At 49.6% G+C, this 24266-nt stretch carries 22 protein-coding genes; 7 read left to right on the forward strand and 15 right to left on the reverse strand.

Translation table 11 applies throughout. From position 1 onward, the window contains the following. Window positions 1-49: 49 nt before the first annotated feature. Complete coding sequence (locus D9741_RS10010; RefSeq protein WP_130219294.1) at window positions 50-586, reverse strand: XRE family transcriptional regulator; 537 nt, start codon at window positions 584-586, stop codon at window positions 50-52. A gap of 52 nt (window positions 587-638) precedes the next feature. Between D9741_RS10010 and ydcO the strand changes: the two genes are divergently transcribed. Then, complete coding sequence (ydcO, locus tag D9741_RS10015; RefSeq protein ID WP_130219292.1) at window positions 639-1850, forward strand: BenE family transporter YdcO; 1212 nt, start codon at window positions 639-641, stop codon at window positions 1848-1850. Window positions 1851-1884: 34 nt separating this feature from the next. On the opposite strand, the gene D9741_RS10020 is transcribed toward ydcO, so the two are convergent. From D9741_RS10020 to tehA, 3 genes are all read right to left on the reverse strand, one after another. Continuing rightward, on the reverse strand, window positions 1885-2553 hold the full coding sequence (locus D9741_RS10020; protein WP_130219290.1) for a DUF3313 domain-containing protein: 669 nt from the start codon (window positions 2551-2553) through the stop codon (window positions 1885-1887). Window positions 2554-2852: 299 nt separating this feature from the next. Continuing rightward, on the reverse strand, window positions 2853-3446 hold the full coding sequence (gene tehB / locus D9741_RS10025) for a tellurite resistance methyltransferase TehB (protein ID WP_130219288.1): 594 nt from the start codon (window positions 3444-3446) through the stop codon (window positions 2853-2855). Then, window positions 3443-4435 (reverse strand): dicarboxylate transporter/tellurite-resistance protein TehA, encoded by a 993-nt coding sequence (gene tehA / locus D9741_RS10030; RefSeq protein ID WP_130219286.1) that lies wholly within the window; start codon window positions 4433-4435, stop codon window positions 3443-3445. The genes tehB and tehA overlap by 4 nt, the downstream gene beginning before the upstream one ends. Window positions 4436-4558: 123 nt before the next feature. Between tehA and ydcK the strand changes: the two genes are divergently transcribed. Then, window positions 4559-5539, forward strand: coding sequence for a YdcK family protein (gene ydcK / locus D9741_RS10035; RefSeq protein ID WP_130219284.1), 981 nt, complete (start codon window positions 4559-4561; stop codon window positions 5537-5539). Here the strand turns inward: ydcK and rimL are convergent. The 4 genes from rimL to D9741_RS10055 form a co-directional block, all read right to left on the reverse strand. Beyond that, window positions 5531-6070 (reverse strand): 50S ribosomal protein L7/L12-serine acetyltransferase, encoded by a 540-nt coding sequence (gene rimL / locus D9741_RS10040; protein ID WP_130219282.1) that lies wholly within the window; start codon window positions 6068-6070, stop codon window positions 5531-5533. The two genes, ydcK and rimL, sit on opposite strands and share 9 nt — an antisense overlap. A gap of 62 nt (window positions 6071-6132) precedes the next feature. Continuing rightward, window positions 6133-6357 carry a YdcH family protein gene (locus tag D9741_RS10045; RefSeq protein ID WP_064527431.1) on the reverse strand — a complete coding sequence of 75 codons (225 nt, stop codon included), beginning with the start codon at window positions 6355-6357 and terminating at the stop codon, window positions 6133-6135. A 141-nt stretch (window positions 6358-6498) separates the two neighbouring features. After that, complete coding sequence (opgD, locus tag D9741_RS10050) at window positions 6499-8154, reverse strand: glucan biosynthesis protein OpgD (RefSeq protein WP_130219280.1); 1656 nt, start codon at window positions 8152-8154, stop codon at window positions 6499-6501. A 224-nt stretch (window positions 8155-8378) separates the two neighbouring features. Beyond that, a complete protein-coding gene (locus D9741_RS10055) occupies window positions 8379-9722 on the reverse strand; it encodes a VOC family protein (protein ID WP_130219278.1) in 1344 nt (447 codons plus the stop codon). Between the two features lie 216 nt (window positions 9723-9938). Here D9741_RS10055 and D9741_RS10060 point away from each other — a divergent pair, with 216 nt between their 5' ends. Beyond that, window positions 9939-10862, forward strand: coding sequence for a LysR substrate-binding domain-containing protein (locus D9741_RS10060; RefSeq protein ID WP_130210229.1), 924 nt, complete (start codon window positions 9939-9941; stop codon window positions 10860-10862). A 30-nt stretch (window positions 10863-10892) separates the two neighbouring features. Here D9741_RS10060 and D9741_RS10065 read toward each other — a convergent pair whose 3' ends face one another. After that, window positions 10893-12533, reverse strand: coding sequence for a methyl-accepting chemotaxis protein (locus D9741_RS10065; protein ID WP_130219276.1), 1641 nt, complete (start codon window positions 12531-12533; stop codon window positions 10893-10895). 399 nt (window positions 12534-12932) lie between these two features. Here D9741_RS10065 and D9741_RS10070 point away from each other — a divergent pair, with 399 nt between their 5' ends. Continuing rightward, the gene (locus tag D9741_RS10070; RefSeq protein ID WP_130219274.1) at window positions 12933-13082 is read left to right on the forward strand and encodes a type I toxin-antitoxin system Hok family toxin; all 150 of its coding nucleotides are present in this window, start codon (window positions 12933-12935) and stop codon (window positions 13080-13082) included. 347 nt (window positions 13083-13429) lie between these two features. After that, window positions 13430-13579, forward strand: coding sequence for a type I toxin-antitoxin system toxin HokB (gene hokB / locus D9741_RS10075; protein ID WP_130219272.1), 150 nt, complete (start codon window positions 13430-13432; stop codon window positions 13577-13579). Window positions 13580-13644: 65 nt separating this feature from the next. Here the strand turns inward: hokB and D9741_RS10080 are convergent, their stop codons facing one another. Next, window positions 13645-13818 carry a hypothetical protein gene (locus tag D9741_RS10080; protein ID WP_130219270.1) on the reverse strand — a complete coding sequence of 58 codons (174 nt, stop codon included), beginning with the start codon at window positions 13816-13818 and terminating at the stop codon, window positions 13645-13647. 272 nt (window positions 13819-14090) lie between these two features. After that, complete coding sequence (gene cybB, locus D9741_RS10085) at window positions 14091-14621, reverse strand: cytochrome b561 (protein ID WP_130219268.1); 531 nt, start codon at window positions 14619-14621, stop codon at window positions 14091-14093. A gap of 188 nt (window positions 14622-14809) precedes the next feature. Here cybB and gap point away from each other — a divergent pair, with 188 nt between their 5' ends. Further along, on the forward strand, window positions 14810-15811 hold the full coding sequence (gap, locus tag D9741_RS10090; RefSeq protein ID WP_130210237.1) for a type I glyceraldehyde-3-phosphate dehydrogenase: 1002 nt from the start codon (window positions 14810-14812) through the stop codon (window positions 15809-15811). Window positions 15812-15851: 40 nt separating this feature from the next. Here the strand turns inward: gap and aldA are convergent, their stop codons facing one another. The 3 genes from aldA to hrpA form a co-directional block, all read right to left on the reverse strand. Further along, on the reverse strand, window positions 15852-17291 hold the full coding sequence (gene aldA / locus D9741_RS10095) for an aldehyde dehydrogenase (RefSeq protein WP_130219266.1): 1440 nt from the start codon (window positions 17289-17291) through the stop codon (window positions 15852-15854). 195 nt (window positions 17292-17486) lie between these two features. Further along, window positions 17487-18287: a DUF218 domain-containing protein YdcF gene (ydcF, locus tag D9741_RS10100; protein ID WP_130219264.1), complete on the reverse strand. Its 801-nt coding sequence runs from the start codon at window positions 18285-18287 to the stop codon at window positions 17487-17489. 272 nt (window positions 18288-18559) lie between these two features. Then, a complete protein-coding gene (gene hrpA, locus D9741_RS10105) occupies window positions 18560-22462 on the reverse strand; it encodes an ATP-dependent RNA helicase HrpA (RefSeq protein ID WP_130219262.1) in 3903 nt (1300 codons plus the stop codon). Window positions 22463-22662: 200 nt separating this feature from the next. Between hrpA and azoR the strand changes: the two genes are divergently transcribed. After that, window positions 22663-23268: an FMN-dependent NADH-azoreductase gene (gene azoR, locus D9741_RS10110; protein WP_000048949.1), complete on the forward strand. Its 606-nt coding sequence runs from the start codon at window positions 22663-22665 to the stop codon at window positions 23266-23268. A 40-nt stretch (window positions 23269-23308) separates the two neighbouring features. On the opposite strand, the gene D9741_RS10115 is transcribed toward azoR, so the two are convergent. Continuing rightward, on the reverse strand, window positions 23309-24175 hold the full coding sequence (locus D9741_RS10115) for an aldo/keto reductase family oxidoreductase (protein WP_130219260.1): 867 nt from the start codon (window positions 24173-24175) through the stop codon (window positions 23309-23311). Window positions 24176-24266: the final 91 nt, after the last annotated feature.

Here is a 24266-nt window from a genome sequence, read left to right on the forward strand (position 1 = left end):
AGGCGGTTATTTTAGCCACAAGCGCGACGTTGCGAAATAGTTTTCCTGTTCAACTACGCGGGTAATGGATAATGGAATGAAAATGCACGGTTTGCTCGCCACGGTTGCAATAGGCATGGGCAACATCTGCGGCAAAGCGTTCACCTTCTCCACTTTTAAGGTTTCGCCACTCACCACCAACGCACAGGTCAAGCTGCCCATCAATGACGACAACATGCTCGATAACACCCTTTTCGTGCGGCGTCGATTCGCTTATTGCACCGGGGGCCATCAGGATCGAGAAATGTTCAAAGCAGAGTTGCGGATCATAAGGAAATAAAGAAGTGATCACCATTGCCTGCTGTTGTGGATCATAAACGGATGGCGTAGCGGTCTGCGGCGGCGAAATAAACGTCGAAAACGGTACGTTCATCCCGGTAGCTATTTTCCATAATGTTGCGACCGTCGGGCTGGATTCATTACGTTCAATCTGCCCTAACATCGCTTTTGAAACGCCCGTCGCTTCTGCCAGTCGCGAAAGACTCCAGCCCCGCTGCTGACGAAGATGTTTAAGCGTAGTGGATAAAAAGCGAGCGAGATTTTCCATGCGACTCCTCCTGCAAAACGGGAGTTTATCACTTGTGCGTTATAACGGACAAATGCTACGGTGCTTGTACGCTATAACGCACGAGGTAACTATGCGTCTGTTTTCCATTCCTCCTCCCACGCTGCTTGCAGGGTTTCTGGCGGTCCTGATTGGCTATGCCAGCTCTGCGGCAATAATCTGGCAAGCGGCGATCGTCGCTGGAGCCACCACAGAGCAAATTTCCGGATGGATGACGGCGCTGGGACTGGCGATGGGCGTCAGTACTCTTGCCCTGACATTATGGTATCGCGTGCCTGTTCTTACCGCATGGTCAACACCCGGTGCTGCGTTGCTGGTCACCGGGTTACAGGGACTAACGCTAAACCAGGCCATCGGCGTTTTTATTGTCACGAATGCGCTAATTGTTCTCTGTGGTGTGACAGGATTATTCGCCCGTCTGATGCGTATTATTCCGCACTCGCTGGCAGCGGCAATGCTGGCCGGAATTTTGTTACGCTTTGGTTTACAGGCGTTTGCCAGCCTGGATGGTCAGTTTATGTTATGCGGTAGTATGTTGCTGGCGTGGCTGGCGACAAAGGCTTTTGCGCCGCGTTATGCGGTAATTGCGGCGATGATTGTTGGGATCGTGGTCGTTATCGCACAAGGTGACGTTGTCACAAAAGATATCGTTTTCAAACCCGTTTTCCCCGCTTATCTCGCCCCTGAATTTTCGCTTGCTCACAGTTTGAGCGTTGCACTCCCCCTTTTTCTGGTGACGATGGCTTCGCAAAACGCACCGGGGATTGCGGCAATGAAAGCAGCTGGGTATTCGGCTCCTGTTTCGCCATTGATTGTATTTACTGGATTACTGGCGCTTCTGTTTTCTCCTTTCGGCGTCTATTCCGTAGGTATTGCGGCTATCACTGCGGCTATTTGCCAGAGCCCGGAGGCGCACCCGGACAAAGATCAGCGTTGGCTGGCTGCCGCTGCGGCTGGCGTCTTTTATTTACTGGCGGGTCTGTTTGGCAGTGCCATTACCGGGATGATGGCTGCCCTGCCTGTAAGTTGGATCCAGATGCTGGCTGGTCTGGCGCTGTTAAGTACCATCGGAGGCAGTTTGTATCAGGCTTTGCATAATGAGCGTGAGCGCGATGCTGCTGTGGTGGCTTTTTTGGTAACGGCAAGTGGGCTGACGCTGGTCGGTATTGGCTCGGCATTTTGGGGGTTAATTGCCGGTGGTGTCTGTTATGTAGTATTGAATTTGATCGCTGACAGAAGCCGATAATCAGAAGCGCCATCTTGCGATGGCGCGACTGGCATTACTTTTTGTTAACGTCAAACATGGTCGCGTCGGTCGCCATGTCATCAATAACTTGCTTAATATTTTCGAAAGCCATTGGGGTGCTTTCGTTATTCAGGTCCTTACCTTCGCCCTGACGAACCACTTTGATAACCGGTTTGTTGGTAGCCGCATCAATCAGCTCACCTTCAAAGTACAGGCGGGTATCCATGGTACGGTGACCCGTCGCCATTTGCGTCCCCGCTACCACTAATGCGACAGGAACAACTTCATAGAACTGTAACCCTTCGTTGCTGGTATCTACACCAGTAATAGCACCACGGAAAATCAGACTACGAGGCCCAGCGGTAGTAACCAGTGGTTTACGCTGTGAGATAGCTTCTTTCATTTCAGTATTGGTATAGCTCAAAATTCTATCCAGAACTTTTTGCCCTACCTGGGTAGAAGGTTTAGGCACCGGATAATAGGTGATTGGGTTCCAGACGATGCTGTCATATTTACTTTGATCAAAATTTGGATCAACCCAGCGTAATACCGGTTTGCCCGTTGCTGAAGTTGTTTCTTGAAGGTTGGAGTAATTGTTTAAAAAACCAGAATATTTATCTGGCTGGGTGATTTTAGAGGCACAACCTGACAGAGCCAACAAGCCGCATAAAGCCGCAACTTTCGCAATTGATGTGGTACGCATGAATAGTTTCCTGAGATGATTATATTACTTTTTAAGTTATAGCAAAAAGTACCGCTTCGTGTTGTGGCAAAAAAAGTGTTGGTGAAAATAAATTTTCCAGCCCCTTTTCTGACAATATAGTCAATGACGAAAAGGGGGCAGAGTCAATCGTCAGTTGTTAAATTTCAGGCAGTTAAGCCGATAAAAAACTTCAACCACTGTGATTTATTTCACATCACATCGATAAAAAATATGCTTACCGAAAAAAACAGCAGTTACACATCTCAACGTGGGCATTTTCATGCACCTTGCCCTTTAGCTTATTTTTTACGTGCCAGCATCGTGGCGAAACGTAGTTTAATACGATTGCCGTTAGCGTCGGTGCGGTGAAGTTCACCCACGTCTTCATTGTATTTCAGCATCTCCCAGCCTTCGTAATATTGACGTAACTCCCCTTCTTTAAAGGCAAAGGGGAATCCGACGGTACATGGAAAATCAGCGGTGTCCATTGCTGCCACAATCAAGTTATAACCACCGGGTTTGGTGCAACGCTGCATATTGGCAATCAGTCCAGGAATGGTTTTCGCCTCCAGGAACATCAGCACCACGGTAGAAAGAATAAAATCGTATTGTCCATCAAAGGTCAGGCTATTTAGATCAACAACCTGGGTGCGCAAATTTTCCAGTTTTTCAATGGATTTGATGCGTTCGACGTTGGCAATGCTCATGGCATTTTTATCCCATGCGTCGACATCATAACCATTGGCAGCCAGGTAAAGGCTGTTACGGCCATTACCACAGCCCAGATCCAGCGTTTTACCCGGCTTAACCACTTTCACCGCTTCCAGAACTTCAGAGTGTGTGCGGGTTAATTCATATTTATCAGTGAAGTAGTTTTCATCACGAATGATCATTCTTTGTCCTCAGCTTTCATTAAAACGGCGCGCTCGGTTCTGATTAACAATTTTCCCTGCATCAGAAGCGCGAAAGTACGGATGAGCAGTAATGCGATAATAAAATTGGTAAAAATAAATAGCGGCACAGCCAGGGTATGGAAAAAGCCATTGTCGTTACCGCTTCCTAAATGCAAACCAGTGGTTGCCAGTGCAGATACGCCGAACGAGAAACTCCAGAATGAGGCATTAAACGGCTGGGAGAGATACCACGGCATCAGGCGTAACATAAAAAGAAGTTGCAGCAGACCGTAACCGAAAAGCATTTTTGCCAGCGTATCGCCCTCGCCACCGTTGACGCTCAACCAGGCACTACAGGCCACCAGCGCCGGTGCAAGCTGAATACCCAACGATGTACGCAGTGCCGTGGGCAATTCTCCCGAGCTGCGCAGACGCTGAAGGATCACCGGCTCAAGACTTAACCAGGAGAAAACACCAGCCCCTAAAAATACCAGACCAGCATCGGTGTAGCCCAATGCTCCACAGGCCATTGCACTGATGAAGTTGTTGGCAACAGTAGGTAAATAAAGTCCGGGTGTCGTAGCTTCCTCAGGATGGGAACCGCGCCATAAACCGGCTGTTTGCCAGGCGGCATAAGTCAGTTGTATCACCACACCAATACTGAACAGGCCCACCGCCAGCGGACGAAACCAGGGGACAAAACCAATTGCCACCAGCATCGTTGTTGCCGGAAACAAACTCACAAAACTGCTCATCACTGGATGACGCACTTCCGCCAGCACGCTATGCGGAAAGCGTATGAGTCGGGTAATAAATGCGCTAGTCAGTAATCCCCAAATGATCATTGCCAGAATCACCAGCCCATCGCCCAACCAGTGACTGACCTGCCAAACCTGGCTGGCATAGCGCCAGGCAAATCCCATCCCTATCGTCCCCAACACAATGCCAAAGTAACCTGCCGGTAAATTGAGCACTTTATCGCTCTGCATCTTCTTACTCATTTTGTTGAATTTATAAAGTATATTTGAAATGCATTTTATGGAAATTTGCTAAACATAGCCAGAGTCACAGAATTTGCTACGGTTATAGTAGGTCACCTGCGGGAAAACGCTATGCGCAAATATCGTCTTAGTGAAGAACAACGAGCTTTTAGTTATCAGGAAGATAGCGATAAAAAGAGTGTTTTATTGCGGCAGATTATTGCCATCGCTGATTTTAATGACGTAATAGCCGGAACGCCTGGCGGCTGGATTGATAATGAAACCGTATTGGCCCAGGACGGAAATTGTTGGATCTATGACCAGAATGCCATCGCGTTTGCCGGAACGGTGATATCCGGTAATACACGCATCACCGGAAGCAGCGAGCTATGGGGCGATGTTTGCGCGAAGGATAACGTCTGGATCGATAATAGCAAAATCAGTCAGGGCGCCCTGATAAGTGACAACGTCACAATTCATGATTCATTAATATGCGGAAATTGTAGGATTTCTGGTCATGTCTGCATTGATCAGAACTCAATGGTTGTCGCTGCGCAAGGTTTAACGCCCGGCCACCATCTTCAGTTGCAAATTTATGATCGCGCAAGAGTCAGCGCCTCGCGCATTGTTCATCAGGCGCAAATATATGGTGATGCCATTGTGAAATTTGCGTTCATTGAACATCGCGCCGAAGTTTTTGATTTTGCAAGTATTGAAGGTAATGAAGAGAACAACGTCTGGCTGTGTGACTGCGCGAAAGTCTACGGACACGCACGTGTGATCGCCGGAACAGAAGAAGATGCCATTCCCACGCTTCATTACAGTTCGCAGGTAGCGGAACATGCCTCGGTGGAAGGCAATTGTGTGTTAAAACATCATGTTCTGGTGGGTGGTCATGCACTCGTACGTGGTGGCCCGATTTTACTCGACAATCACGTCACCATACAGGGGAACAGCCGCATTACAGGTGCTGTGATGATTGAAAACCATGTGGAGTTAACCGACCACGCCGTCGTTGCAGCCTTTGATGGCGACACGGTTCATGTCCGTGGTCCAAAAGTCATTAACGGTGAGGAGCGCATTACGCGAACGCCACTAGTAGGGTTATTGTGAATCGATAATACGCGCGTATAAGTTCACATCATCAAAGGCATCATTCAGGAACTCAGCCTGTTTAAGGCAACCTTCAAGGATAAAACCATTGCGCAAAGCTACCTGGTTGCTTTGCGGATTGTCCACCCGACATTTGATCACGAAGCGTCTGAGTTCACCAGACTGAGCGTAATGATGAATCAATGCCTGCAGCGCCTGAGAAATGATCCCCTGCCCCTGATGAGATTCGTCCAGCCAGTAACCGATTTCTGCGGCTTTGTTCTGCGGTTCAATACGGTTAAAAGACAGGACGCCAACAAGTTCATCTTCACTAAAGATCATGAACATTTTGGCATATCCACGCTGATGCAACATCATATTACCCTGCACCGTTTTTCGCGTGTCATCTTCGGTATTAACAGACTGTGGCCAGTTTAGCGAATTCTGTAACCAGCTTTTATTTTTACAGATTAAGTGATGAAGCGGCGTGATGTGATTTTCTGCAACGGAACGTAATTCAATTGAGTCACTAACTTTTATCGTCTCGGTCATGTCACCTCCAGTCAATCTGCGCGGCAATTTAAAAAGCCGCCTGGCTGGCGGCTTAAGAAAGTTTACACCTCTTTGACGCTCTCCTGTTGCAGGATTTTGAGCATCTCATCTTTCAACTGGAGCTTCTGTTTTTTCATGCGGACCACTTCCGCATTGTATCCACGACCATCAGATCCTTCCATTCGGGCAATCTCATGATCAAGTTTGTTGTGCTTATCGAACAAGGACATAAAGCGAGGATTTTCGTTTTTCAGGCGGGATATTAAATCTCGGTATTCTGGAAACATACGCACTCCCTGTTAGTGGCTGACAAAGTGTACATGAAATACACATCATCAGATTACTCAGATAGTTTGGGGAAAAATGCGAGCGGGATCGTGTTTCACCAGACGGCACCTTCCGTCAGAAGGTGCCGAAAAAAATGACGATCAATTCATCACGCGATCGTCAACGTATTTGCGCTTATCCGGAGCTGGTGGGAAATACTGATACAGCCATGTTTCACTGATGGCATCGCCCTGACAGCGAAGATACATCCGCATATCAACCGGATCAGTAGAGTCCGAAGTCGGATACCAGTCAAATTGAATACGGTAACCATCAATCGGTTCAATGTAGAGAATTTCGATTTGCTTCGCTTCACCGCTGGAGAGCGTAATAACAGGTTCAATCCCCTTAGGCGCAGCCGCTTTCAGGTCACCGCCAACAAAATCGACGGCAAAACGACGCGCCCATTTTTCTGGATAATGCTCACCCGGCGCCCAACCTTCCGGAAAACCTCCCATGCCGGTACGCGTCGCCATAACACGTGCTAATGGACATTGAACAGGGGGATGTGCGCTCCAGTACAGACGATACTGGAATGCAAACTCGTCCCCTGCTTTTACTGCTTTTTCTGGCTGCCAGAAGCAGACAATGTTATCCAGCGTTTCACCCGTTGTTGGGATTTCCATCAGACCAATGGTGCCTTTGCCCCATTTATTACGAGGCTCTACCCACAAACTTGGTCGTTTGTTGTACCAGCCCATGATGTCTTGATAATGGGAGAAATCACGATCCAGTTGCAATAAACCAAAGCCTTTCGGGTTATTGTCGGTGTAGGCATTGAACTGCAATTTCTGCGGATTATTTAGCGGACGGCAGATCCACTCACCGTTGCCCCGCCACATGGAAAGACGGTCGGAATCATGGATTTGCGGATGAATAGTATCGCACATACGACGTTCGTTAGTGCCGCAACTAAACATACTGGTCATCGGCGCAATACCCAATTGCTTGATCTCTTTACGCGCATACAGATGGTTTTCAACATCCATAATCACCTGACTCTTTTCACACTGGATGGTGAACTTGTAGGCACCGGTAATACTGGGGCTATCGAGTAAGGCATAAACGGTAAAGGTGGTTGCGCCTGGTTTTACGGTATCAAACCAGAAAGCGGTAAAGTCGGGGAACTCTTCTTTGCTGTCGGTATAAGTGTCGATCGCCAGGCCGCGGGCCGACAAACCGTATTGATACGTGTCATCAACGGCGCGGAAATAACTCGCTCCGAGGAATGATACTACATCACGCCGCGCCAGTTCGGGGGCTTTAAACACGCGAAAACCGGCAAAGCCGAGATCGCTTTGCCCTTCTAATTGTTTGGTATCAACACCCGCATCGTTGTATTTGAACAACTCCGGGCGAAAGTGAATTTCACGCGCCAGATGTGTTGCTGGATCAACAGAAAACATACGAACGCGGCGACGGAATCCCATTCCCATATGGAAGAACTGAGCGTCAAGCTGGCGGTTCTCGACGTTATGCCAGAGCGATTTTTCGGCGTCGTATTGAATACTGTTATAAGCCTGCGGCGTCATTGTCGCCAGAGTGTCAGGTAACGGACGCGGGGCACCACGCCACGCTGTTTGCGCTAAGTCGTGCGCCATTGACTGTAGAATGGAGAAGTCAAAACGCTGGGTTTGCCCGTCGGCAATATCAGAATCTGCCGCGAATGCCGCCTGAGAAAAAAGAGAAGCAATGCCGCTGGTACCGCACACGGCGGCCATAGCCATTGAACCTTTAATAAATCGTCTACGATCCATACCTGAAAGTGAGTCCTTCTGGTGTTGTGAATGGTCCCGCGCTGGTCGTTTTCAGCGGCAAGAAAGTGCTTATTTATGACCGCTCACTCTAGACAATATTTATTAATAATCCAATTGTTGAACTCAGAGAATATGCATAAATCGGCAATTTTTTTATGTCGATGGGAAGAGCCTGATTCATTTGTAAAATCAGGCAAATTTTTGCAAAGCAGGATGGCCCGATTTTAAAGCAATCCACAGCGGCGTTTACTGCGTTCTTCCGCTTCCTTGTATAACTGAAATTCATCAAAAACCTGGCAGCCCAGCGCCTGCTCGAATGCCTCACGACTGGCATTACCATGACTGCGCGTCTGCGTTTCGTTACCGAGATTGGACTGGAAGATCCCTGCCGCACTCACCGGCAAAAAATCCTCATAGGTAATAGGTTGTGCGACAACCCAGCCACGTTCGATCAAAGGTTGCGGATCGTCCCCAGGATGTATCGCCTGACGATGCGCTTCACCCGATGGTGTCAGTCGATAACGGAACCATGCCAGCCCTTGCTGGCGCATCAGAAATTCGCTGTCCGGGAAAGCGCGAAAGGTTTCCTGCAAATGCAGTTGATGAGTGAGATTATCCTGTCCAGTTCCGGCATTACGCAGAAGTTCATCATACAGTCGCCGCCCTTTCGGCGTTAACGCCACTCCGCGCTGTTCTATCTCACCAAATCGCGCGGTATGCCTCCCCTGCTGTTGCCCCACAAACAGAACCGTTTCTTCCAGTGCCTTAAAGCTGGTTTGACGCAATAAAATAGGCACCTCGCGGCGCGGCGGCCCTTCGATGAGAATTTTTGGTTCGATACCGCACTCGGGCATCATCGACTGCACCCGATCAATGTCCAGCGTGCGTGGCGTCAGGTGATTGATATGACAGCCCGGAAAACAGACTACATCAGCGATCAGCCGATGCTCGTTATGCAACGCGTGATAGGTTTCTTCATCTACCGTTGCTGACTGATGCCAACGAAATGTCTCCAGGGCTTCCCGCACAAACTCCCGCGCTTGCGCTTCGCTAAAACCGCCCTCCCGATCATGTTCATCTAACAGTTGCCGACAACGTGGGGTAAAGATATCGCGCTGGCGTAAAATCTCCGCCGCCTTTTGGCGCAATGTTTTGTTTTCGATAAGCTCAAGGCGGAGCAATGAGGTAAAAACGCGGAAAGGATTACGCGCAAGCGAGGCATCATCGATGGGCCGAAATGCCGTAGAATGTACCGGCACGCCAGCCTGCGAGAGATCGTAATAACTCACCGGATACATTCCCATAATGGCGAATATCCGCCTTAATGTGGCAAGTTCCTGCGCGGTTCCCACACGTATCGCCCCATGACGTTCAACGTTAAGCCTCGCCAGTTCATCCGCATTCACCATTTTTTCATGCAGTTGGGGATTATTTTCCAGCACAGCCAGATTCACGTCAGCGACCAGTTCCAGCAATGTACCGTACTGTGGAACTTCTTGTTGATACATGGCTGACATTGCCTGCGAAAACTGTTCCCGAATCTCATCCGCTGTGATGCTGTTCGCCATAATGCCTACCCCCAGTGGTCAATTATCTCGAGTGTAGGTAACCGCATTCACTCTGGTGGGAAGAATTTACAAACTGTGATCTCGCCGCGAAATCATCAATATTATCGTTTTCGATGTAACATAATTACTTTAAATGTTAATAATATTTTGCAATCAAGTTATCATAATCAAACAACATCACTTGTCAGCGGCACCGCTTCGTTTTTAACATCGCTTATGGAAAAAAATAGTCTGTTTAGTCAGCGCATCCGTTTGCGCCACCTTCATACATTCGTAGCTGTCGCACAACAAGGAACTTTGGGGCGCGCGGCTGAAACCCTTAACCTGAGTCAACCGGCACTCTCTAAGACATTGAATGAGCTGGAACAATTGACGGGGGCTCGCCTGTTCGACCGAGGACGTCAAGGCGCGCAGCTCACCTTACCTGGCGAGCAATTTTTAACTCACGCAGTCCGAGTTCTTGACGCCATCAACACCGCTGGACAATCACTTAATCGTAAAGAAGGCCTTAACAATGATGTCGTCAGAGTGGGCGCGCTACCAACCGCGGCACTAGGGATATTACCTTCGGTTATAGGTCAGTTTCATCAGCAACAAAAAGAAACCACACTGCAAGTTGCCACCATGAGTAACACGATGATCCTTGCGGGATTAAAAACAGGGGAAATCGATATTGGTGTTGGTCGGATGTCAGATCCTGAACTGATGACCGGACTTAATTACGAGCTGCTGTTTCTCGAATCACTTAAGTTAGTTGTCAGGCCTAATCACCCCCTGCTTCAGGAGAACGTAACGTTAAGTCGGGTACTGGAATGGCCTGTTGTCGTATCACCAGAAGGCACCGCGCCACGGCAGCATTCAGAGGCATTAGTAAAAAGCCAGGGATGTAAAATTCCTTCAGGCTGTATTGAAACGTTGTCTGCATCACTTTCACGTCAGCTTACGGTTGAATACGACTATGTGTGGTTTGTTCCTTCTGGCGCTGTGAAAGACGACCTGCGTCATGCCACGCTGGTGGCCCTGCCTGTTCCGGGGCATGGAGCAGGCGAACCTATTGGAATACTGACCCGCGTAGATGCAACACTCTCTTCCGGTTGTCAGTTGATGATTAACGCCATTCGAAAATCAATGCCGTTCTGAAAAGTAAGGGATCTTACGATCCCTTTTTTATCACACCGTTGCCAAACTCACTGAATTCCCTGTTCCTTGTTGATCCGCCTGAACTGGTTGTTTCTTCAGACGGAACACATCCACGGCTTCCGTTAACCGCGCCGCCTGTTCTTCAAGAGATACCGCCGCAGCTGAAGCCTCTTCCACCAGAGAAGCGTTCTGTTGCGTCACTTTATCCATTTCAGAAATCGCCTGGCTAACTTGTGTGATACCTCTGCTTTGTTCATCTGAGGCGGCAGCTATTTCTTGCATGATATGTGTGACGCTCGCCACAGCATCAACAATAGCGCTCATGGTTTTCCCTGCCGTTGCCACCTCATCGGCCCCCTGGCCAATCAACCTGACGGACTCACTGATCAAGCCTTCAATCTCTTTCGCCGCCTGGGCGCTACGGCTTGCAAGTGTACGCACTTCGCTGGCGACAACGGCAAATCCCCGCCCTTGCTCACCGGCTCGTGCGGCTTCAACAGCGGCGTTGAGCGCCAGGATATTGGTCTGGAAGGCAATACTATTGATAACAGCCGTGATTTCAGAAATTTTCTTTGAGCTACTGGAGATATTCCCCATTGTCCGCACTACACCGGAAACTGTTTGTCCGCCATCACCGGCTTTACTTGAGGCCTCTTGCGCCAGTTTGCTGGCATGATGTGCGTTATCAGAATTTTGTTTCACTGTTGCGGTGAGTTGCTCCATGCTGGCGGCGGTTTGTTCAATTGCCGCCGCTTGTTCTTCGGTGCGTGAGGAAAGGTCAGCATTACCGGCAGAAATCTCACTGGTGCCACGATAGATCTCTTCAGCCCCCTGACGCACCGTTCCCACCGTCAGCGCCAGCGAATGCTGCATTTGCTGTAGATGGCGACTTAAGCGGCCAATTTCACTGCGGCCAGTGGGTTCGTCAACCAGAGTCAGATCGCCACTGGCAATTTTTTCAATCCGTTGGGCAGCATGTTGCAGTGGACGAATGACAATCCGGCGTAACACCATAAAGGTTATCAGCGTCATTACCAGCGCAAGTATAAATGCGCCAATCATAAACATCCCTCCCAGACGAGTACGCTGATGCGCCTGTTCCGCTAGCTGGTTAGCTCTGGCGCTACGTATCTCAATGGCTTTGCTTAACTGCTGGTTATAGGCATTATCAAGCGTTCTGATCTGCTCACTTTCATGATTGATAATGGCTTCAAACATGCCATTTTTGGCATATTTCAACATGGGTTGCAGGCCGGAAATATAAGCCAGGAAACGCTGATTTAATTCCCCGTCCAGCGCATCGTCAGCGGGAGTTTTCACCAGACGAGTACGGTAAACGTTATAGCCTTGTTGCGATTGCTTTATTTGCAATTCCGCTTGCGCAATATTTCGCTTCATCTCTTCCATTTCAGCGATACGACTTGCTGCCCCGGCCTGAATCATATTGATCCGGGCTGAACGCAATAAATCAGAGCTGTTTGCTAAACCCGTGCGTATCTGGATCTCGTCGCTGACGCCGCGCTGATCGCGGTCTGCCTGCCAGAGAAAATACCCCGACAGGGATGAACTCAAGGCAAACAGAAACAGGATGCCGCCAAGAATGCAGGCAAATAATGGAACCAGCCTGATGTGATGTAAAAAGCCTAAGCGGTGTGAGGATGTTGTATTCATGACCGTTGTCTCTCTTCCTGGTTACTCCCGATAGAGAGTCATCGGCAATCGATGGTAATTGCTTACTGGCAAAAACCTGTTCATATCACATTTTTACAACAATTTTTGCGATGAGAGATTATTACCATCGGAATAAAGAGACTTACGAGTAGTTATACCTTGTAAGGCGTATTACGAAAAATTCTGGAAAATGCCACGCAATTTCGTGAAGTGATTATTTCGCTGGTAAGGGTAATTACATAGGATGTTTGCGGGCGCCTGAGACTTTCTGTTTTCAGGCTTACCGGGAATCAGAAAGACGAAGGCCCCGACCGATATTTCTATCAACCGAGGCCAACGAATGAACCACACAATTCGGATGTTAGCCTCTTACCCGCCATCCGGCAAGGAGAAAAGGCTATGAAGCGCAACCCCCTGGTGGTGTGTCTGCTCATTATCTGTATCACGATTCTGGCATTCACCCACCTGACCCGACAAACGCTCTACGAACTGCGATTCCGGGACGGTGATAAGGAGGTGGCGGCTCTCATGGCCTGTCAGTCCAGGTAAGGGCCTGCGCGGGGAGCATTCCCCGCGCATCTGGTTGACGAGTTCATTTTCTCATGGCGCCCCTTATTCATGCCTCAACTGGAAGCTCGCTCGCATAGAGTCTTGCCGCGAGTGTTCTCTGATAACGATTTACCGGAAGCCTCCACGCAATTTCGTGAAGTGATTATTTCGCTGGTAAGGGTAATTGCATAGGATGTTTGCGGGCGCCTGAGACTTTCTGGTTTCAGGCTTACCGGGAATCAGAAAGACGAAGGCCCCGACCGATATTTCTATCAACCGAGGCCGACGAATGAACCTAGCAATTCAGATGTTAGCCTCTTACCTGCCATCCGGCAAGGAGAAAGGCTATGAAGCGCAACCCCCTGGTGGTGTGTCTGCTCATTATCTGTATCACGATTCTGACATTCACACTCCTGACCCGACAAACGCTCTACGAACTGCGATTCCGGGACGGTGATAAGGAGGTGGCGGCTCTCATGGCCTGTCAGTCCAGGTAAGGGCCTGCGCGGGGAGCATTCCCCGCGCATCTGGTTGACGAGTTCATTTTCTCATGGCGCCCCTTTTAGTTAGTGCATGTTTTTTTCGATGCGCTGATAGAACCATCATTACAGACAAATTTGCCGCCTGCAGTACAGAGAGAGATCCCCCCTTTCGCACCAGAACAGAGTTTGCGCCCGGCATCAACATAAAAAGACATCAGTAATCCCATCAGTAAAATAAAGAGCAACTTTTTCATACAACCTCCATGGCTTGCCGAATCTTATGTTCGGTATAAAAGTTATACGCCGTGCGGTCTTTATTTCACTTAGGGAGATCAAGGATTGGGGAAATTGAATTTCAATCTTAACAGTAGATATGTTGATTAAATATCAACCCGTTGAACATATAAACTCGGATTATGGTTTTATTTGTCATACAAATAAATATAATAGGCGCTTCCGATGTAGGCCCGTATTCTTCGCCTGTACCGCGGGTCTGGTTTAGTACAGGCGCTTTCTTCTAATACCCTCAGGAGCGCTTACGCGGCATCATGCGCAGAAGCGTGTTGTCTTTCCAGAAATAGTGGTGCGCCAGAGCTGCAGCCGCATGAAGCCCGATAACGAAATATCCCAGATTGGCCAACGTTTCATGCCACCACTTTAATCTATCCACCAGGTCAAAATTGGCCTCTGACGCGTAAGGCATCGTCAGACCAAACGCAAACCACGGATTACCGCGGTTATACATCATCACCAAACCAATCACTGGCAATACAATAAACAGGAGATAGATCACCAAATGTCCCAAATGAGCGAGTCCCGTCATCATGGGCCTGGGTTTCGGTACAATGGGCGGCGTTGGGTATTTCAATCTGAGTAACAGTCGAAGCACCATCAGCACGAGAATTGAGATGCCACATGAAACGTGGATCATGTTGATCACCGGACGATCGCTACGCGGGAAAAAACCACGAAACTCCATTGCACAATAGGCTGCAATAACCAGCAAAAAGACCAGCCAGTGAATGCCAATTTGTAACCTTGAATATCTAATTCCCATAACATTTCCTGCTTTAACACAATTTGCCGTTAACATAACGAGCTTTACTTAAAATTTCATTAAATATTGTTCACCCGTTTTCAGTACGTTACGTTTCATGGCAAAAATGTAGATTGCCCATCCTGTCATCCTGGTCTAAGCCTGGAAAGGACTAATTTTTACCCACAAGTTCTTGACTGGAGAAAACCATGAGTAAAGTTGGCATTAACGGTTTTGGTCGTATCGGCCGGCTGGTATTACGTCGGCTACTTGAGATTAAAAGTAACATTGACGTTGTCGCCATTAATGATCTTACATCTCCGAAAATTCTCGCCTACCTACTAAAGCACGATTCAAACTACGGTCCTTTCCCCTGGAGCGTCGATTTCACAGAGGATTCACTTATTGTTGATGGAAAAAGTATTGCGGTTTACGCCGAAAAAGACGCGAAAAATATCCCCTGGAAAGTAAAAGGGGCTGAAATTGTCATTGAATGTACCGGTTTTTATACTTCCGCAGAAAAATCCCAGGCGCATCTGGACGCTGGCGCGAAGAAGGTGTTGATTTCCGCCCCGGCAGGAGAAATGAAAACCATCGTTTATAACGTCAATGATGGAACTCTGGATGGCAACGACACCATTATTTCCGTGGCGTCATGCACCACTAACTGTCTTGCGCCTATGGCCAAAGCATTGCATGACAGTTTTGGGATAGAAGTTGGCACAATGACAACGATCCATGCCTATACCGGCACCCAGTCTCTGGTGGATGGTCCGCGTGGTAAAGATTTACGTGCATCGCGGGCGGCGGCGGAAAATATCATCCCCCACACTACCGGTGCGGCAAAAGCCATTGGTCTGGTGATCCCGGAACTTAGCGGCAAACTTAAAGGTCATGCGCAACGCGTGCCAGTGAAAACCGGTTCAGTGACCGAGCTGGTGTCTATCCTGGGGAAAAAAGTGACTGCTGAAGAGGTGAATAACGCACTTAAAAAAGCAACGACCAATAACGAGTCATTTGGTTATACCGACGAAGAAATTGTCTCTTCCGATATCATTGGCAGCCATTTTGGTTCGGTGTTTGATGCGACCCAAACGGAAATCACCGCAGTGGGCGATTTACAACTGGTGAAGACCGTCGCCTGGTACGATAACGAGTATGGTTTTGTCACTCAACTCATTCGTACTCTGGAAAAATTCGCCAAACTCTGACCCGCGCTGGCGGAGGAAAAACCTCCGCCTCTTTCATATCTTACGACTGCAAATAGACCACCTGAGTCTGCAGATACTCATGCAAACCATGTTTGCCATCTGCGCCGCCAATACCCGACTTACGCCATCCAGCATGGAAACCTTGCATAGCTTCGAAGTTTTCTCGGTTGATGTAGGTTTCGCCAAACTTGAGTCCTTTGATGGCTTTCATCGCCACGTTAAGATTCTCGGTATATATCGATGACGTCAGGCCATAATCGCTGTCGTTGGCCATGGAGATAGCCTGTTCCAGCGTGTCAAAAGCGACTACCGGCAGCACTGGCCCAAAGGTTTCTTCGTGCATAATGGACATTTCCTGTCGGACATCCAAAAGCAACGTTGGCGGATAATAATAACCTTTCCCTTCTACAGCCTTACCACCCAACGCGATTCTCGCGCCCTCTTCTACTGCCCGCGCTACCTTTTGTTCCACCCTTTCCAGAGCCGCAGCGTTAATCAGCGGCCCCATCGCAATGTCGTTACGCTCGGCGGGGTTGCCAAATTTAACCGCCTGCATTGCCTCGCCCAGTCGATTAACAAAGCGATCGTAAATACCTTTCTGCACATAGACACGTTCCGCACAGTTGCACACCTGCCCGGTATTTATCACGCGTGAATCAACAATGGCTTTGACGGCCAATTCAAGATCGGCGTCATCCATCACGATAGCAGGGGCTTTGCCCCCCAGCTCCAGACACACTTTGGTGATATTTTTCGCCGCGGTCGCCATGATTTTTTCTCCGGCAGCGACGCTGCCTGTCATGCTGACCATAGCGACTTTTGGATTACCCGCCAATTCCTGACCAACCGTTTCACCGCGTCCTAACACAAGGTTAAACACGCCGCGTGGTAAGCCAATTTCGTCGACGATTTTAGCAAATGCGATCGCATTGTTTGGCGTAAATTCGCTCGGTTTGATGACGATGGTATTGCCTGTAAGAAGAGCTGGCGCCATTTTGCGAGCGATCAGGAAAAACGGGAAGTTCCACGGTAGGATACCGGTCGTTACGCCTAAAGCACGTTTAAACAGCAGGATGTTTTCCCCAGGACGATCACTTTGAATAATCTCGCCCTCGTAGCGACGAGCCCATTCCGCCATGTAATCGATATAGTCAGCAGTAAAAGCGACTTCGACTTCGGCCAGCTGTTGAATTTTTCCGCCTTCCTCGACGATCAATGAGCTAATTTCACTGGCCCGTTCGCGGATCCCCGCAGAGATTTTCCGTAACCAGTTCGCTCGTTCAATCGCGGGTAGTGCTTCCCATTCTGGCTGTGCACGCTCTGCTGCATCGATTGCTTTGCGAGCATCTTCAGCCTGACCATCAGGAATGCGGGAAATCACTGCCTCTGTTGCGGGATTAACCACATCAATCCATGCGTCGCCGCGCCAGGTGACAAACTGTCCATCGATATACATAGGATGTTGAACGGGTACAGACATGGGCTACTCCTGCGATTGATATGTTTATATTTTGTAATTCATATATTAATTAACATCAATCACAGCAGAGAAGGCATCGTGGATGTGCAATTTTGTGAAAGGCTTCATAAAAAGAGATACGACGGGAATAAAGAGAGGAAGAAAAAGATCAGATTATTACCCGTTTGCAATCATTTGTTCACAAACGGGCAATTATTAGCGCAGTGAACGACTCTCCATTGCCTCAATAAGCACTGCGTCATGCTGTAATAGCTGCCATGCCTGCGTAACTTCTGACGGAAAATCGACGTGAACGATAAAATCGCGTCCGCGCGGTCCATAGCCATCGCTGTCATCGCGCAAGCGTGGCAGCTCGCCAGTAAGTAGGGACAAATATCGCTCAACTGGCCATAGTCCTGTCAGCGGATTAGCAAACGTCACGCTGCCTGCATCATTTCCCAACTGTGGTACGAATCCCGGATAACTTAGCCAGCGAGGCGCATCAGGATTATCTCCTGTAATACGACGGAACGTCGCCATGGTGCGGCGTTGCATAGTGGGATCCTGGACGACAATCGTGGTATGGACTCGCTCTGCTAACTGATTCAATAATGCGATACTGAAACGGGCATTTTCTCCACAGTTAGTTGACTGATCTTCAATCCAGATTTTTTCCTGCGGAATATGCCAAAACTGATGGGCGATATCCGCAAGGATGGTAGCTTCTGCCCTGCCAGTGGTGCGGATAGTGTTGTAGTGCGGATGCTGTGCAATGGCGCTATACAAAAAAGTTGTCGAGTGACCAATACCACCACTAATCAGTAAAGTAATTTGCTGATCTCTTGCAATCTTACAAGCGGCATCGATAGTGGGCATAACCGCATTGCCTGCAAGGATCACGCAATCGGCCTGATACGGAGCTTCACCGGAGAAATCATCCTGCGCCAGCCATCGACCGATAACGTTTATAGCATCAATGGTTGACGCTGAAAGCGTCGGAAACGGGTTAATATTCATGGTCCCTCCTGATCGTTCCCTTAAGAATACTGCGTGAGATAATAAAGAGAAGCGGAGCACTCTGAAAGGAGGAAGCCGTATTTCCTTAACCGTCTCTCCGCAAGCCTGACATATCTTTTACGGAAAAGCTGTAGATAAACATTATTCATCTTGCAGCAGAGAATTGTATTTTTCTGAATTTCCCAATTTTTGCCCTTACCGTTTTTAGAATTAATAAAAAACCCGGCGCTAAATGCTTACCGGGTTTTAGATTTATCAGGCAAATAGCAGGGTTAACCGCTAATCTGCTCCATCGCCTGCAAAATACGCTTATCTGAAATCGGATAAGGTGTACCAAGTTGTTGAGCGAAGTAACTAACGCGCAGCTCTTCTATCATCCAGCGGAGCTCTTTCACGTCTTCATCCTCACGACGTGCAGGCGGCAGTTTGTTGATCCATTGCTGCCACGCCTGCTGGACGTTTTCGACTTTCAGCATCTGTGCACGGTCGCGATGTGGATCAATCGCCAATTTTTCCAGTCGTTTTTCTATCGCCTGCAAATAACGCAGCGTGTCGCCCAGGCGTTTGAAGCCGTTACCAGTGACAAAACCGCGATACACCAGCCCGCCCATCTGCGCTTTGATATCCGACAGTCCCAGCGCCATCGTCATATCCACCCGCCCTTTCAGACGTTTGTTGATATTGAACACCGCAGTGAGGATTTGCTCGACCTGCTTCGCAATATCCACCACCGTGTCGTTCAGTTCAGCGCGGACTTTTTCATGCAGCGCAGCAAAGCCTTCTTCCGTCCAGACCGGGCCACCATTGGCGTCGATCAGTTGATCCACACCGCAGGAGATACAGTCGTCAATCAGCTCCAGCACTTTGCCATACGGGTTAAAGTACAGCCCCAGCTTGGCTTTGTTTGGTAACTTCTCATGCAAATACTTGATCGGCGATGGAATATTCAGCAGCAGTAAACGGCGAAGACCGTTCCACATTGCCTGCTTTTGCTCCAGCGGGTTATCAAACAGTTTGATCGCCACACTGTCGCGCTCATCCACCAGCGCCGGCCACGCCTTCACTTTGTAGTTGCCACGCTTCTGTTCGTAGCTTTCCGGCAGCTGACCAAAACTCCAGATATGTAAGCCGCTCTGCTCGATACCGTCATCCGCCACCGCAGACAGCGTTTCCTGCACTTTGCCTTTCAGCGCATCTTTCAGATCTTGTAATGAGCGCCCTTCTTTTAGCTTCTTGTTTTTGTCATCCACCACGCGGAAGGTGATTTTCAGGTGATCAGGCACCTGATCCCAGTGCCAGTCTTCGCGGTCAACGGTAACGCCGGTCATCCGCCGTAGCTCGCGCTCAAGGCTGTCGAGCAACGGTAACTCCAGCGGTGTGACGCGGCCTAAAAACGCTTCGGCATAGTTTGGCGCGGGCACAAAATTACGGCGAATCGGTTTCGGCAACGATTTAATCAGAGCAATCACCAGTTCGCGGCGCAGACCGGGGATCTGCCACTCAAACCCGCTTTCCTCAACCTGGTTAAGTAACGGCAGCGGAATATGTACGGTCACACCGTCAGCATCCGCACCTGGCTCAAACTGATAGCTTAAACGCAGCTTGAGATTGCCCTGATGCCAGAAGTTTGGATAATCCAGTTTGCTGATTTTTTCCGCACCTTCTTTGATCAACATGCTCTTTTCAAAGTTGAGCAAATCAGGCGTTTCGCGGCTGACTTTTTTCCACCAACTGTCGAAGTGGCGTGCAGAGATCACATCATGGCTGATGCGCTGGTCGTAGAACTCAAACAACGTTTCGTCATCAACCAGAATATCGCGGCGACGTGATTTGTGTTCCAGCTCTTCCACTTCTGCCCGCAGTTTCAGGTTTTCGCGGAAGAAAGCGTGACGCGTCTGCCAGTCACCTTCCACCAGCGCATGGCGAATAAAGAGTTCACGACACAGCGCAGGATCAATCTGGCTGTAGTTAACCTTACGTGCGGCGACAATCGGCAAGCCATAAACGGTGACTTTTTCCGTTGCCATCACCGCGCCCTGCGCCCGTTCCCAGTGCGGTTCACTGTAGGTGCATTTAATCAAATGCTGAGCGACGGGTTCCACCCATTCCGGATCGATGCGTGCCGCAATGCGCCCCCACAGGCGGCTGGTTTCTACCAGTTCCGCCACCATCACCCATTTCGGCGGCTTTTTGAATAAACCGGAACCGGGGAAGATGGAAAAACGCGCGTTACGTGCGCCGGTATATTCTTGTTTATCGGCATCTTTCATGCCGATATGGGAAAGCAAACCAGTCAGCAACGCAATGTGAATTTCGCGATACTCCGCCGGTTCGCTGTTAACCGGAATGCCTAGTTCTTTCACTACCTGGCGCAGCTGAGTGTAGATATCCTGCCATTCGCGCACGCGCAGATAGTTGAGATAATCGGTACGACACAGGCGACGGAAGGCGTTGGAAGAAAGCGCCTTTTGCTGCTCGCCAAGATAATTCCACAGATTCACAAACGCCAGGAAGTCAGACTCTTTGTCGTGGAAGCGACGATGTTTTTCGTCCGATGCCTGCTGTTTGTCCATCGGACGTTCGCGCGGATCCTGAATGGAGAGCGCGGACGTGATAATCATCGCCTCACGCACGCAGCCATGTTTTTGCGCTTCCAGCACCATACGCGCCAGACGTGGGTCGACAGGCAACTGCGAGAGCTGGCGACCGAGCGGCGTCAGTTTATAGGCGCTGGCCTGTTCATCCGTGGTGATCGCGCCCAGTTCTTCAAGCAGACGCACACCATCCTGGATATTGCGTTTATCTGGCGCTTCGACAAACGGGAACGCGGCGATATCGCCCAGCCCCAGCGCGGTCATCTGCAAAATAACCGAGGCCAGGTTGGTACGCAGAATCTCCGGATCGGTAAACTCCGGGCGCGAGAGGAAATCGTCTTCGGAATAGAGACGAATACAGATCCCTTCTGACACACGACCACAGCGGCCTTTACGCTGATTGGCTGAAGCCTGCGAAATGGGCTCAATCGGCAATCGCTGCACTTTGGTGCGATAGCTGTAGCGGCTGATACGCGCCGTACCTGGGTCGATAACGTATTTAATCCCCGGTACGGTCAGCGAGGTTTCCGCGACGTTGGTCGCCAGTACAATGCGTCGCCCGCTGTGCGACTGGAACACGCGGTTCTGTTCGCTGTTGGAAAGCCGTGCATAAAGCGGCAAGATTTCGGTATGGCGTAAGTTCAGCTTGTTCAGCGCATCGGCGGTATCGCGAATTTCTCGCTCGCCGCTCATAAAGATCAGAATGTCGCCAGGGCTTTCCTGGCTCAGTTCATCTACGGCGTCAAAAATCGCCTGCAACTGGTCGCGCTCGGTGTCATCGGCTTCTTCAACAATCGGGCGATAGCGCACTTCCACCGGATAGGTCCGACCGGAGACTTCGATAATCGGCGCATTATTAAAGTGGCGCGAAAAGCGTTCCGGGTCGATAGTCGCGGAAGTGATAATAATTTTTAGGTCAGGACGCCGCGGCAGCAACTCTTTCAAATAGCCGAGTAGAAAATCAATGTTCAGGCTACGTTCGTGCGCTTCGTCGATGATGATGGTGTCGTACTGCATCAACAGGCGATCTTGCTGGATTTCCGCCAGCAGGATACCGTCGGTCATCAGCTTGACCATCGTGTTGTCGCTGACGTGATCGCTGAAACGCACTTTGTAACCGATGCAACCGCCCGGCTCCGTTTTCAGCTCTTCCGCAATACGGTTCGCCACCGTTCTTGCCGCCAGGCGACGAGGCTGGGTATGGCCGATCAGCCCTTTAATCCCGCGCCCCAGCTCCATACAGATTTTCGGTAGCTGAGTCGTTTTACCAGAACCCGTTTCCCCGGCGACGATCACCACCTGGTGATCACGAATCGCTTCGAGTATGTCCTGTTTTTTCTGGCTAACCGGCAAATTGTCCGGATAAGTGATTTCCGGTCGTGCCGCTTCACGCAGCAGGACTTTCCCTGCCGCCTGGTCAATCTCTTTCGCCATCTCCTGGAAAATGGCCTGTTGTGCATCAGGATTTTTAACCTTCTTCACGCCGTGCAGACGGCGAGAAAAACGCAGTCTGTCACGCAGCATCAGCGAATCCAGCCGTTGCTGCAAGGCCGTAAAGGTCAATTTTTGTTGTTCTGTCATAACGTTAGTGGGCAGTAGTCTGCCTGATTAATTTTCTTTGAAATGATAGATATAGAGTACCACATCGCGGCTTTCTATGCGTTGTTCAATAAATTCGAACATAGACTTCGATTTATTGCGCTATCTCTGTGGCAGGATTGTGAATAAAGTGTCAACAAGCAACGGGGCATCGCCCATTCAAACATCTATAAGGAAACACCATGAGCAAGGTATTAGTTCTTAAATCCAGCATCCTGGCAGGGTACTCTCAGTCTAATCAGTTGTCCGATTATTTTGTTGAACAGTGGCGTGAAAAGCATTCCGCTGATGAAATCACCGTTCGTGACCTGGCTGCAAATCCGATTCCGGTCCTGGATGGCGAACTGGTTGGTGCACTGCGCCCGAGCGATGCGCCGCTGACTCCGCGTCAGCAGGAAGCTCTGGCGCTTTCCGATGAGTTGATTGCCGAGCTGAAAGCCCACGACGTTATCGTTATTGCGGCACCGATGTATAACTTCAACATCTCGACTCAGTTGAAAAACTATTTTGACCTGGTTGCACGCGCAGGCGTTACTTTCCGCTATACCGAGAACGGTCCGGAAGGTCTGGTAACGGGTAAAAAAGCCATCGTTATTACCAGCCGCGGCGGGATCCATAAAGATGGACCAACGGACCTGGTGACGCCGTATCTGTCCACGTTCCTCGGCTTTATCGGCATTACCGATGTGAAATTCGTCTTCGCCGAAGGGATCGCATACGGTCCGGAAATGGCAGCGAAAGCGCAGTCTGACGCGAAAGCAGCCATCGACAGTATTGTTGCTGAATAAGATTTATGATGCCTCCCACGAAAGTGGGAGGTTTTTTTATTTAACCCGTCTTTTGCGCAATACTGTCCAGCGTTGCCAGCACGTCATCCGTTAGCACTAATTCATCGGACGCCATATTCTCCCGCAGATGTCCCACCGAAGAGGTGCCAGGAATCAACAAAATATTCGGTGAACGCTGTAACAGCCACGCCAGCGCCACCTGCATTGGTGTTGCACCCAGGCTCGCAGCAACATCCGACAGCGTAGAGGATTGCAGCGGCGTAAAGCCTCCGAGCGGGAAGAACGGCACGTAGGCAATGCCGTCACGAGCCAAAGCATCAATCATTGCGTCATCAGCACGGTGCGCGATGTTGTATTCGTTTTGCACACAGACGATTTCGGTAATCTTACGTGCCTCTGCAACCTGCGTCGGTGTAACGTTACTCAGGCCAATATGTTTTACCAGCCCTTGTTGTTGCAGCTCCGTCAGCACGGTCAGGCTGGCTTCAATCGATCCTTCCGCCGGGCCGTGACCATCGCCAAACATTACGCGCAGATTTACTACATCCAGTACGTCCAGGCCGAGATTACGTAGATTATCGTGCACCGCTTTTTGCAGCTCCGCCGGAGAAAATGCGGGCAACCAGGAAGCATCCTCACCACGCCGCGCACCAATTTTAGTGACAATTGTCAGGTCGTCAGAATAAGGATAAAGCGCTTCGCGGATAATCTGATTGGTGACGTGCGGGCCATAAAAGTCGCTGGTATCAATGTGATTAACGCCCAATGCCAGCGCCTCGCGCAGCACAGTTATAGCAACATGGCGATCCCTTGGGGGGCCAAAAACCCCAGGACCTGCCAGTTGCATCGCGCCATAACCAAGACGGTTAACGGATTTTGTACCGAGAGTAAATGTGTTGCTGCTCATCGCACCCTGCCCTGTAATAAAACGGATTAAGAAAATCAGTATAGAAATGAAAAGAGACAAATAATGCGAAGGCGTAAACAAGATTACTGGA

The sequence above is a fragment of the Escherichia sp. E14V7 genome (assembly GCF_004212225.1).
In the GTDB taxonomy this organism is placed as follows: domain Bacteria; phylum Pseudomonadota; class Gammaproteobacteria; order Enterobacterales; family Enterobacteriaceae; genus Escherichia.